This is a genomic window from Pseudomonas sp. FFUP_PS_473 (assembly GCF_002858665.1).
GTDB lineage: Bacteria > Pseudomonadota > Gammaproteobacteria > Pseudomonadales > Pseudomonadaceae > Aquipseudomonas > Aquipseudomonas defluvii.
The window spans coordinates 114,661-126,814 of record NZ_PJQQ01000013.1 but is presented as its reverse complement, the minus strand read 5'-3'; the positions used below and the strand labels follow the sequence as shown (position 1 = coordinate 126,814).

Below are 12,154 nucleotides of genomic sequence, written 5' to 3'. Positions count from 1 at the left end.
CTTTACCGCTGAACGCCTGGACTGCCCGTGAGCAAAGAACCCGACCGCCTATTCGCCCAGCCGCTTGGCCAGGTGCCCGACTTCGCCTTCAACGAAGACGTGGTCCGAGTGTTCCCGGACATGATCAAGCGTTCAGTACCCGGCTACCCGACCATTGTCGAGAACCTCGGCGTACTGGCCGCGCAGTTTGCTCAACCGCACACCGCCCTGTACGACCTGGGCAGCTCGTTGGGTGCTGTCACCCAGGCACTGCGCCGGCATGTACGCCAGGACGGCTGCCGCGTCATCGCTGTGGACAACTCCGCAGCCATGGTCGAGCGTTGCCGCCAGTACCTCACGGCCCAAGACTCAATGTTCCAGGAGCTGCTGCCGGTCGAAGTGATCGAAGGCGACATCCTCGCCCTTGAGTTCCAGCCTGCCTCGGTGGTGGCGATGAACTTCACCCTGCAGTTCATTGCCCCAGAGCAGCGCCTGGCACTGCTGTCGCGTATTCGCCAGGCCCTGCTGCCCGGCGGCGCCCTGATCCTCTCGGAAAAACTGCGCTTCAACGACCCACAGGAACACGCCCTGCTCACCGACCTGCATGTCGCGTTCAAGCGCGCCAATGGCTACAGCGAACTGGAAATTGCCCAGAAACGCAGTGCCATCGAGAACGTGATGAAACCCGACAGCCTGGAAGAACACCGTGAGCGTCTACTCGCAGCGGGTTTTTCCAAGGTAGTGCCGTGGTTCCAGTGCCTTAATTTCGCCTCACTGATTGCCCTGCCATGATTGATCTTTCCCCTCTTGTTCGCCGCCTGGCGGGCACCCCTCTGGCTGAATGGTCCCAGGGCCTGCAGGCACAACTCGATGCCAAGCTGGAAAAAGGCCATGGCGACCTGGAGCGTTGGCAAGCGGCGCTCGATGCCCTGCCCGCGCTCACACCCGAGCACGTCGACCTGCTCAACGGCCTGCGCCTGGACTGCGACTGCGAGCCTGCCACGCGTGAACAGATGCGCACGGCACTGATGGGCTTGTCGCCCTGGCGCAAGGGGCCTTTCGACCTGTTCGGTGTTCACGTCGACACTGAATGGCGTTCGGACTGGAAATGGGAGCGGGTCGCGCCGCACCTGGACTTGCGCGGCAAGCGTGTACTGGACGTCGGCTGCGGCAATGGCTACTACCAGTGGCGCATGCTCGGTGCCGGTGCCGACAGCGTCATTGGCGTAGACCCCAACTGGCTGTTCTTCTGCCAGTTCCAGGCCGTGCAACGTTACCTGCCAGAACTGCCGGCCTGGCACTTGCCGTTCGCCCTGGAAGACCTGCCAGCGAACCTCGAAGGCTTCGACACCGTATTCTCCATGGGCGTCTTCTACCATCGGCGCTCGCCAATCGAGCACCTGCTGGCGCTCAAGGACTGCCTGGTCAAGGGTGGCGAGTTGGTGCTGGAAACCTTGGTCATCGAAGGCGATGAACAGCAGGTATTGGTACCTGAAGACCGCTACGCACAAATGCGCAACGTCTGGTTCCTGCCCTCGGTACCAGCGCTGGAGCGCTGGCTGCGTCGCGCCGGTTTCAGCGAGGTGCGCTGCGTCGATGTCAGCGTCACCAGCATCGAGGAACAACGCAGCACCGAGTGGATGCGTTATCAGTCGCTCAGTGACTTCCTCGACCCCAACGATCACAGCCGCACCATCGAAGGTTTGCCAGCACCACGCCGTGCGGTGCTGGTCGCGCGCAAGTAACGCTCAATGCTAAGCCGCCGACCAGGTATCACCTCGTCTGGCGGCGTACATGAGTGACCTACTGCTCAGCCGCGGCTGGCCGCCAGAATCAGTGACTTCATCTCGGCCACTGCCGACTTGAAGCCGACGAACAGGGCATGGGCAACCAGCGCATGCCCGATGTTCAGCTCGTTGATGCCCTTGATTGCCGCGACTGCTTCCACGTTGTGATAGTGCAAGCCGTGCCCGGCGTTTACGATCAGGCCCTGAGCGACGCCAAAGGCCACGCCGTCGGCGACGCGCTTGAGCTCTTCAGCCACGTCAGCGGGTGTTTCGGCATCGGCGTAACGACCGGTATGCAGCTCGATAGCCGGAGCCCCGACACGGCGAGAGGCTTCGATCTGGCGCTCGTCAGCATCGATGAACAAGGACACTTCCGAGCCGAGGCGCGACAGGCGCTCGACTGCCGCCTTGATCCGCGCTTCCTGGCCAGCCACATCCAAGCCACCCTCGGTGGTCAGCTCCTGACGTGTTTCCGGTACCAGGCAGATATGTGCCGGGCGAATACGCTCGGCAAACGCCATCATTTCCTCGGTGACGCCCATCTCGAAGTTCATCCGCGTTTGCAGCACATCCTTGAGCAGCAGCACGTCGCGCTCCTGAATATGCCGGCGGTCTTCACGCAGGTGGACGGTGATGCCATCGGCACCGGCTTCCTCGGCATCCAGCGCGGCCTTGACCGGGTCCGGGTAACGCGTGCCACGGGCCTGGCGCAGGGTCGCCACGTGGTCGATGTTCACGCCGAGAAGAATGCGGTTGCTGTGGGTCACGAAGAAGCTCTCCTGAAAATTGAGCCTCACAGCATACGACGAGCTTACGGCTTGCGAAACAGTTCGCGACTGACCAATGGCCTTCCGCCCAAATGAACAGCCAGCGCCTGACGCATCAAACGCTTGGCCGCGCTCAAGGCACCGGGCACACTCCAGTCGGCTTCGGCCATGGCTGTCAGCTCAACGCCATTGAACACACCCGGCTGAAGCAGGTAAACCCGCTCCAGGCCTGCATCCACCTGCAACCGATACAGGCCATCGGCGGCCAGCGGTTCCCCCGCAAGATCCCGATCCAACTCGAAGGCATACCCCAGCTCATCCAGCAGGCGCCACTCGAACGAGCGCAGCAACGGCTCCAGCGCGCGCCCGGCGGCCAATGCCTGCAAGGTTGCGGTGTAATGCTCAAACAACCGGGGGTGCGGGTCCTCAAGGGGTAACAGTCGGGTCATCAACTCGTTGAGGTAGAGGCCACTGAACAGTGCATCACCGTTCAGCCAGATACCGACACCATTGCTTTCCATGCGCCCGACGTTTTTCAGTTCACCACGGCCACGGAACTCGACTTCCAGCGCAACGAAGGGACGCGCCAGCGTTCCGGCCTTACCCCGTGCACGACGTAACACCGCGCGCAGCCGGCCCTGAGGCGTGAGGAAGTCCACCAGTGCACTGGTTTCGCGGTAGGCCCGACTGTGCAGGACGTAAGCCGGTTGGCCGACGGGTAGTTCCATGAGTTGAACTTCAGAAAGGAGTCGGCCCGACACCGGACGGTATCGGGCCTGGAGGCTTACAGGTCGCCGTAACCCAAGGAGCGCAGGGCACGCTCATCATCAGACCAGCCGCCTTTGACCTTGACCCAGAGGTTGAGCATGATCTTGGCGTCGAACAGCAACTCCATGTCCTTGCGCGCCTCCGAACCAATGCGTTTGATCCGCTCGCCCTTGTCGCCAATGATGATCTTCTTCTGACCATCACGCTCGACCAGGATCAAGGCATGGATATGCAGGATCTTGCCCTGCTGCTTGAACTCTTCGATCTCCACGGTGATCTGGTACGGCAGCTCGGCACCGAGTTGACGCATGATCTTCTCGCGCACCAGTTCAGCGGCCAGGAAACGGCTGCTGCGGTCGGTGATCTGGTCTTCCGGGAAAAAGTGTTCGTTTTCCGGCAGGTGCTTGGCGATCAGTGCTTCCAGTGCATCGAGGTTATGCCCCTGCTGCGCGGAAATCGGTACGATCTCGGCATTCGGCAGTTGCTCCTGCAACCATTGCAGGTGCGGGATCAACTCGGCCTTCTCTTCGATACGGTCGGTCTTGTTGATGGCCAGGATCACCGGGCCTTGCACGTACTGCACGCGCTCCAGCACCAGTTGGTCTTCATCGGTCCAGCGGGTGCGATCGACCACGAAGATGACCACGTCGACGTCTTTCAAGGCCGCCGAAGCGGTCTTGTTCATGTAGCGGTTGAGCGCCTTCTCGTTGCTCTTGTGCATACCGGGGGTATCGACGTAGATCGCCTGGATATCGCCCTCGGTCTTGATCCCGAGCATGTTGTGACGTGTGGTCTGCGGCTTGCGCGAGGTGATCGCCAGCTTCTGCCCGAGGATGTGGTTAAGCAACGTCGATTTGCCCACGTTGGGGCGGCCGACGATGGCGACATAGCCGCAACGGGTAGTATTCGTATCAGTCATTGCCATTCTCCACGCCCAGGGCGATCAGGGCTGCCGCCGCGGCGACCTGCTCGGCAATACGCCGGCTAACACCCTGCCCTCGGCTTTTTTCAGTCAACAGGGCCACTTCGCATTCGACGAAAAACGTCCGGCAATGCGGTTCACCCTGGATATCCACCACTTCATAGCGGGGCAGTTCGCAGGCCCGTGACTGCAGGAATTCCTGCAAACGGGTTTTCGGGTCCTTGTTGGTATCGACCAGCGTCAGGCTCTCGAACTCACCGGTCAGCCAGTCCAACACGCGATCACGCGCGGTGTGCATGTCCGAGTCGAGATAAATCGCACCGATAAGCGCTTCAAGGGCGTCGGCCAGAATCGACTCGCGACGGAAACCACCGCTTTTCAATTCGCCAGAGCCCAGACGCAGGTACTCGCCGAGGTCGAACCCACGCGCCAGTACGGCCAGGGTCTCGCCCTTGACCAGCCGCGCACGCAGGCGTGACAACTGGCCCTCACGGGCTTGCGGAAAACGCTCGAACAGCGCCTCACCGGCAACAAAGTTGAGAATCGCATCGCCCAGAAACTCCAGGCGCTCGTTGTTACGCCCGGCGTAACTGCGATGCGTGAGGGCCAGCAGCATCAGCTCCTGGTTCTTGAAGGTGTAGCCGAGCTTGCGCTCGAGACGGCTCAAGGAAACGCTCACAGTGTACCCACGCTCGGTTTATGGCCGATTTTTTGCGCCTGGGACTCAGCCCGGCGCCCACACTTATCGGATTGGCTCGTGGCCGTCAGGTTTAACGCGTTGTTCAAATCCGGATCCTGAAAGACTATTTGGCTTCATGCCCTTCCGACCCAGTGATTCGGGGACATCCACAGACACCCTGAACACAGCCTATGCCAGAAAAGCATTCGGCGCTGTCCCAAGACAGCGCCGTTTAGGTGTTACTTGATCAGCCCAACCCGCGAAAGGCTCGGCAGGTGACTCAATTTCGGCTCTGGCCAACTCATCCAGACAGCGAAGGCCTTGCCGACGATGTTCTTGTCCGGAACCATGCCGTGCAGCTCTTTTGGAATGTTGGGGTCATCCCAGTACCGGCTGTCGTTGGAGTTGTCGCGGTTGTCGCCCATCATGAAATAGTGCCCGGCCGGGACTACCCACTGTTGGTCCGGCGGCATCCGGTAGCGGCCCATTTCCTTGCGGATCAGGTGCTCCACCTCGCCCAGTTTTTCCTTGTACAGCTCGGCGCTACCCAGGGTGCCTGGCTCGGTACCCACCAGTTGCTCGGCAATCAGCTGACCGTTGACGAACAACTTCTTGTCGCTGGTGTAACGGATCTGGTCACCTGGCAGGCCAACCACCCGCTTGATGTAGTTCACGTTCGGATCGCTGGGGTAGCGGAACACCATTACATCACCCCGCTGAGGGTCACCAACCTCAATGACCTTCTTGTCGATCACCGGCAAACGAATGCCATAGGAGAACTTGTTCACCAGGATGAAATCGCCCACTTCAAGGGTCGGCTTCATCGACCCCGAAGGGATCTGGAACGGCTCTACCAGGAACGAGCGCAGCACCAGCACGATGAACAGCACCGGAAAGAACGACTTGCCGTATTCAACCAGCAGCGGTTCCTTGTTGAGCTGCTCAAGTACCGACATATCGGGCTGGCTGACGCTGCCCTGATAGTTGCTGATCGCTGCCCGCCGGCGTGGCGCCAGAAACAGCAGATCAAGCAAGGCCAGCAGACCGCAAACGGCAACGGCGATGACTAACAACAGCGGGAAATTTAGCGACATAGGACCTAGCTATCCAACCTGAGCACGGCCAGGAAGGCTTCTTGTGGAATTTCCACGTTGCCGACCTGCTTCATGCGTTTCTTACCGGCCTTCTGTTTTTCCAACAGCTTGCGCTTACGGCTCACGTCGCCACCGTAACATTTAGCCAGTACGTTCTTTCTGAGCGCCTTGACAGTGGTTCGCGCGACGATCTGCCCGCCAATGGCGGCCTGGATGGCCACATCGAACATCTGCCGAGGAATCAGTTCCTTCATCTTCTCGGTCAATGCGCGACCTTTATAGTGCGCATTGTCACGGTGCACGATCAGGGCCAGGGCATCGACCTTGTCGCCGTTGATCAGCACGTCGAGTTTTACCAGATTCGCCGACTGATAACGGTCGAAATGGTAGTCCAGCGACGCATAACCGCGGCTGGTGGACTTCAAGCGGTCGAAGAAGTCCAGAACCACTTCGTTCATCGGCAGATCGTAGCGCACTTGTACTTGCGAACCGAGGAACTGCATGTCGCGCTGTACGCCGCGCTTCTCGATGCACAGGGTGATGACGTTACCCAGGTGCTCTTGAGGCACGAGGATGGTCGCCTGCACGATCGGCTCACGGAAATCCTCGACTGCAGAGATATCCGGCAGCTTCGACGGGTTATCGACGTAGATCGTTTCGCCCGTCTTGAGTTTGACCTCGAAGATTACGCTTGGCGCGGTGGTGATCAGGTCCAGGTCGTATTCGCGCTCCAGGCGCTCCTGGATGATCTCCATGTGCAGCATGCCAAGGAAGCCGCAACGGAAGCCGAAGCCCAGTGCGTCGGAGCTTTCCGGCGAGTACTGCAACGACGAGTCGTTCAGGGTCAGCTTCTGCAATGCATCACGAAAATCTTCGAAATCATCGGAGCTGACCGGGAAAAGACCGGCATAAACCTGCGGCTGAACCCGTTTGAAACCTGGCAGCACCTCAACCTCAGGGGTTGAGCTCAGGGTCAGGGTGTCGCCCACTGGCGCACCATGAATGTCCTTGATGCTGGCAATGATGAAGCCCACTTCACCGGCCTTGAGGTCGACGGTCTGGGTATGTTTCGGGGTAAATACACCGACGCTGTCCACCAGGTGGACCTTGCCGGTGGACTTGACCAGAATCTTGTCGCCTTTCTTCACGCGACCGTGGCGTACACGCACCAGGGACACAACGCCCAGGTAGTTGTCGAACCAGGAGTCGATGATCAGGGCTTGCAGCGGCGCTTCGATATCACCGGTAGGTGCAGGAATGGTGTGCACCAGGCGCTCAAGCACCTCTTCCACACCCAAGCCGCTCTTGGCACTGCAGGCAACGGCATCGGTAGCGTCGATACCGATGATCTTCTCGATTTCTTCCTTGACCCGCTCCGGGTCGGCCTGGGGCAGGTCCATCTTGTTCAGGACCGGCATGACCTCAAGGCCTTGCTCGATGGCGGTGTAGCAGTTGGCAACCGACTGCGCCTCGACGCCCTGGCCAGCATCGACCACCAGCAAGGCACCTTCACAGGCGGCCAGCGAGCGGCTGACTTCATAGGTGAAGTCAACGTGACCTGGGGTATCAATGAAGTTCAACTGGTAGGTGACACCGTCCTTTGCCTTGTAGTGCAAGGTGACGCTGTGAGCCTTGATGGTGATCCCGCGCTCGCGCTCCAGGTCCATGGAATCGAGTACCTGGGCTTCCATCTCACGCGCGGACAGGCCGCCGCACATTTGAATGAAGCGGTCGGCCAGCGTCGACTTGCCATGGTCAATGTGGGCGATGATGGAGAAATTGCGGATATGACTCAAATCACTCACGGGTCAACACTCAAAAAGGCTGCGGAACGAGGCCCGCCGAAAAATAGCCGTGAATTGTACCTGATGCTCAGCGTGGGCGTCACGTGAACAACGATTTCGCGCCGTAGGAACATCCCCTGCCAACTGTACGATTCCCCCACAGCAGGCGCTTACAGAGCGCTCTGCGCTCATCAGAAGACACAAAAAAGGGCGGCCGTGGCCGCCCTCTTCAATCAACCCGACTTATTCAGCCAGCTTGAAGGTGATGAAACTGGCACGGCCCTGACGCAGCACACGCATCGACACCGAACGGTTCTTCGGCAGGTCCTTGGCAATTTCAGTGAAGCTCTTGGCCGAAATGATCGCCTGGTTGTTCAGATGAGTAATCACATCACCTGGACGCAGGCCAATCATTGCAGCAGGGCCGTCCTGAACTTCCTTGATGACCACACCGCCCTTCAGCTCCAGCGCCTTCTTCTGCTCGGCATTCAGGTCCGCCACGGAAACGCCCAGGCGGTTGCTGCTACGCTCGATGCCACCGTTGGCACTGGCTACGATTTCCTGATCGTCATCCGGCAGTGCGCCGATGGTGACATCCAGCGTACGGCGTTTGCCTTCACGGACCACTTCCAGACTGGCTTTGGCACCTTCTTTCAGGCCACCCACCAAATGAGGCAGATCAGCGGACATGATGATCGGCTGACCATTCATGCTCAGGATAACGTCTCCCACCTGCAGGCCACCCTTGGCCGCCGGGCCATCCTCAAGCACCTGGGCCACCAGCGCACCGGCCGGCTTGTCCAGGCCGAACGACTCTGCGAGGTCCTTGTTGACCTCCTGAATGACCACACCCAGCCAGCCACGGCTGACTTTGCCGTCTTTCTTCAGTTGGTTGGAGACATCCAGCGCCACATCGATCGGGATAGCGAACGACAGGCCCATGAAGCCACCGGAACGGGTGAAGATCTGCGAGTTGATCCCGACCACCTCACCGTTCATGTTGAACAGCGGGCCACCGGAGTTACCCGGGTTGATGGCCACGTCCGTCTGAATGAACGGCACATAGGTGTCGTTAGGCAGTGTACGGCCCTTGGCACTGACGATACCTTTGGTCACCGAATGATCGAAGCCGAACGGCGAGCCGATAGCCAGCACCCATTCACCGACCTTGAGTTTCTCCGAATCGCCCAGCTTGACGGTTGGCAGGTTCTTGCCATCGATTTTCAAGAGCGCAACATCGGTGCGCGGGTCAGTGCCCACCACTTTGGCCTGGAACTCACTGCGATCCGACAGACGGACCATGATCTCGTCGGCATCGGCCACTACGTGATTGTTGGTCAGCACGTAGCCATCACTGGAGATGATAAACCCCGAGCCCAGCGACTGTGCCTCGCGCTGGCGATCGCCACGCGGCGAGCGGGGCGCTGGAGGCATGTTGCGCTCAAAAAATTCACGGAACATCGGCGGCAAGCCTTCCAGGTCTGGCATCTGCCCACCGGCAAGCTGACGATCCGGCATTTTTTGCCGGGTACTGATGTTCACCACTGCCGGCGAAGCTTGCTCGACCAGCGTAGTGAAGTCCGGCAAAGCTTCGGCCTGCGCGGTGACCACCTGACCGAGCATCAGCACGGCGGCGAACAACGTTAGATACGATTTCAAGCGTGGTATTGACATACGGCTCCCGTCACAACAAGCGTGGTTAAGCAGTAGGGACCTGCGAACGCAAGAAGCCCGGCGGCACCCGTGAAGGCGACAAACAGGCTGGATGCATAGGCATTCTTGATGCTGCAACAGCAGAAAAGGCCAGACCCCGAAAGGCCTGACCTATAGAAAATTCCATCAGATTTTGCAAACCGCAAAGCTTACCAATCATGTCAGTCCCTGGTCGGTGTACCAGTCATCCGTGCACCTCTAAAACGACAATCACTGCTTGGCCTGAGCATCTTGCGCACGCATCGACAGTGCAACACGCTCAGCCGTGCCGATAGGAATTTCACCGACAACGGTCACCGCCATATCCCCTTTGGGCGTCGTCAAGCGTCGCGAAACCGCAACGGTCGGCCCAAGCTGGGTACGCGTATCGACAGCGCCACCTTCGCCAGAAGGCTCGACAAACACAGAGAAGCGCGCCAACCCGTCGTCATACATGAGGCTACTGACAGTTCTTTTTCCGTCCTGGCTTTGGCGTATCGAGCTGTTGACCAGCTCAAACCCTGGCGGCAACCAGTCTGAACGCCAGCCCGTCACGCGCTGTGCAGCCTCTTCAGAAGCCTGGGCAACCGCCTTGCAGTTATCGCCAGGCTGCAACTGAGCGTCGCTCGGAACATTGGTCGTGTCCAGGCGCGTGAACTGGAAACGCTCCAGTAACTGCCCCTTGTCATTGATCATCAATGACTTGAGCGGCAAGCCGGTTTCGCGATCCAGGTGAAGTTCAAACGCATAACGATGCTGGTCACGCGGGCTGAGGGTAACGATAGTGACGTCGCGACCAGCGACACGCGAACGGCCGGCAATACCCAGGTCATACCAGTTCATCAGTTTCAGCGGATCAAGTACCCGACCGGGAACGGCCGGTACACTGCTCACCTCCGCCAACAAGGCTCCGCTCACGCAGCGGGTAATACCGTCAACCCGCACGACCTCCTGAGCCGCCCCATCGAGCTGCACCAAACGTTCGCTGATCTTGCCATCCTGAACGCGATGCCAAACTTCGTGAGTAGAGAAACTGCCGTTACGCTCGTAAACGAAAGTACCCTGATAGCTTTGCTGTTGCTCGGCTTTTGCCAGGCGACTGAGCCAGTCAGCAGCTTCAGTGGAGGAATTGGCGGCGAAGACCGGGCCCGTCAACCATACACCGAGCAGAAGCGGTATGAGAGGTAGCGTGCGCATGATCCTCCTTACTTAGCGATTTTCCAGGCTGGCCGCACGGGCATAAGGCAAAGCGCTTTCAGTGCCTTTCAGGGCTGCTTCCTGAGCATGCTGACGCAAGTATCCTGGCAAACGTTGATCCTGCCAGCCTGCTTGCCCCTGCAGTACACCATTGGCCATCGGCCCTGGCTGGTCGGCACTTTCACTATAGCCTGCCAAAACAGCAGGGCCCTGCACTTGTGGCACAGAAAGACCTTGCTGAGGCTGCTGGGCTGCCAGCTGAGCGCCAGTGATCTCATTTTGATTGTACAGCCGAACGCCTGCCAATACCGCAACCGTTACCGAGGCAGCAACCGCCAGACGCCCCAGGCTACGCCATGACCGAGGGGCAGCCTTCACCGGAGTCGCTTCATCGGCCAGCGCTGCCGACACGGCAGCAGCGATGTCCAGCTGCGGCACCAACAGCTCTTTGTGCATGGCTGCACGCGCAATCTGATAACGCGACCAGGTTGCACGGGCTTCAGAATCGTCGACGGCATTCAATACCCGACGCAATTCCAATTCGTCCGCTTCGTTATCCATTACCGCGGACAGCGATTCCTGCAAAGCTTCACGACTCATGGCGGTTCCTCTCTTGGCTGTCGCCGCTGTCTCAGGTTTCCTGCAACAAGGGCTGCAGGGCTTTATCTATGGCCTCCCGAGCGCGGAAGATTCGAGAGCGCACGGTACCCACCGGACACTGCATGACGCTTGCAATGTCCTCGTAACTCAGACCTTCGAATTCGCGCAAAGTTAACGCTGTACGCAAATCTTCTGGCAGTTGCTGAATGGTTCGATGAACAGTGTCTTCGATCTCATCACGCAACAACGAGCGTTCTGGGGACTCGAGATCCTTGAGACCATGATCGCCGTCGTAAAATTCCGCATCCTCGGAACTTACATCGCTGTCTGGTGGCCGCCGACCGCGCGACACCAGGTAATTCTTTGCCGTGTTGATGGCAATGCGGTAAAGCCAGGTGTAAAACGCACTGTCACCACGAAAATTGCCCAGAGCCCGGTAGGCCTTGATGAACGCTTCCTGGGCCACATCCTGGGCTTCATGGGTGTCGTGCACAAAACGCACGATCAACCCGAGAATCTTGTGCTGATACTTCAGCACCAACAGATCGAAGGCTCGCCTGTCGCCGCGCTGCACGCGCTCGACAAGTTGCTGATCCTCTTCCTGGGTTAGCATGAATACTCCTCGGTGAACCTGGAGGAGTGCTGCAACAGCCATCGCTCAGGCTTGCAAACATAGACTCGGGCTTTTCGCAAAAGTTCTCCCCCTCCAAGCAAGTTTCCTGCAGCCTGTCGTCAGCCCGCACGAAAAAACGCAGCACGGTCGTCGCCGGCTGCGTCGATAGTCTGGTCATCGAAGGCATGGGCAGAGCGGCTAACACAAGCCCTGCCTGCCATCGACGCGGCGTCCTGTGATGCAGGCAGCCTTCTATGGATATCCGAAATTCA

General features: G+C 59.2%; 12 protein-coding genes. 2 read left to right on the top strand and 10 right to left on the bottom strand.

The annotated features are described in order from the left end of the window. Window positions 1–27: 27 nt before the first annotated feature. The gene (cmoA, locus tag CYD26_RS11495; RefSeq protein ID WP_065759349.1) at window positions 28–771 is read left to right on the top strand and encodes a carboxy-S-adenosyl-L-methionine synthase CmoA; all 744 of its coding nucleotides are present in this window, start codon (window positions 28–30) and stop codon (window positions 769–771) included. Continuing rightward, window positions 768–1,724, top strand: coding sequence for a tRNA 5-methoxyuridine(34)/uridine 5-oxyacetic acid(34) synthase CmoB (gene cmoB / locus CYD26_RS11490; RefSeq protein WP_102052658.1), 957 nt, complete (start codon window positions 768–770; stop codon window positions 1,722–1,724). The genes cmoA and cmoB overlap by 4 nt, the downstream gene beginning before the upstream one ends. A gap of 65 nt (window positions 1,725–1,789) precedes the next feature. Here cmoB and pdxJ read toward each other — a convergent pair whose 3' ends face one another. The 10 genes from pdxJ to rpoE all read right to left on the bottom strand — a co-directional run bounded on the left by pdxJ (window position 1,790) and on the right by rpoE (window position 11,882). Then, complete coding sequence (pdxJ, locus tag CYD26_RS11485) at window positions 1,790–2,533, bottom strand: pyridoxine 5'-phosphate synthase (RefSeq protein WP_065759351.1); 744 nt, start codon at window positions 2,531–2,533, stop codon at window positions 1,790–1,792. A gap of 44 nt (window positions 2,534–2,577) precedes the next feature. After that, window positions 2,578–3,261, bottom strand: a complete 684-nt coding sequence (recO, locus tag CYD26_RS11480; protein ID WP_065759352.1) for a DNA repair protein RecO — start codon at window positions 3,259–3,261, stop codon at window positions 2,578–2,580. A gap of 56 nt (window positions 3,262–3,317) precedes the next feature. Further along, window positions 3,318–4,220, bottom strand: coding sequence for a GTPase Era (era, locus tag CYD26_RS11475; RefSeq protein ID WP_065759353.1), 903 nt, complete (start codon window positions 4,218–4,220; stop codon window positions 3,318–3,320). Continuing rightward, window positions 4,213–4,902 carry a ribonuclease III gene (gene rnc / locus CYD26_RS11470; protein ID WP_065759354.1) on the bottom strand — a complete coding sequence of 230 codons (690 nt, stop codon included), beginning with the start codon at window positions 4,900–4,902 and terminating at the stop codon, window positions 4,213–4,215. Before rnc ends, era begins: the two co-directional genes overlap by 8 nt. Window positions 4,903–5,141: 239 nt before the next feature. After that, on the bottom strand, window positions 5,142–5,996 hold the full coding sequence (lepB, locus tag CYD26_RS11465; RefSeq protein WP_102052657.1) for a signal peptidase I: 855 nt from the start codon (window positions 5,994–5,996) through the stop codon (window positions 5,142–5,144). A 5-nt stretch (window positions 5,997–6,001) separates the two neighbouring features. After that, window positions 6,002–7,801 carry a translation elongation factor 4 gene (lepA, locus tag CYD26_RS11460; protein WP_065759356.1) on the bottom strand — a complete coding sequence of 600 codons (1,800 nt, stop codon included), beginning with the start codon at window positions 7,799–7,801 and terminating at the stop codon, window positions 6,002–6,004. 222 nt (window positions 7,802–8,023) lie between these two features. After that, complete coding sequence (locus CYD26_RS11455) at window positions 8,024–9,403, bottom strand: DegQ family serine endoprotease (RefSeq protein ID WP_371917217.1); 1,380 nt, start codon at window positions 9,401–9,403, stop codon at window positions 8,024–8,026. A 300-nt stretch (window positions 9,404–9,703) separates the two neighbouring features. After that, on the bottom strand, window positions 9,704–10,669 hold the full coding sequence (locus tag CYD26_RS11450) for a MucB/RseB C-terminal domain-containing protein (protein WP_102052655.1): 966 nt from the start codon (window positions 10,667–10,669) through the stop codon (window positions 9,704–9,706). A 12-nt stretch (window positions 10,670–10,681) separates the two neighbouring features. Beyond that, entirely contained in the window at window positions 10,682–11,269 is a 588-nt protein-coding gene (locus tag CYD26_RS11445) for an RseA family anti-sigma factor (protein WP_065759359.1), read from the bottom strand. Between the two features lie 31 nt (window positions 11,270–11,300). After that, complete coding sequence (rpoE, locus tag CYD26_RS11440; RefSeq protein ID WP_099775635.1) at window positions 11,301–11,882, bottom strand: RNA polymerase sigma factor RpoE; 582 nt, start codon at window positions 11,880–11,882, stop codon at window positions 11,301–11,303. Window positions 11,883–12,154: the final 272 nt, after the last annotated feature.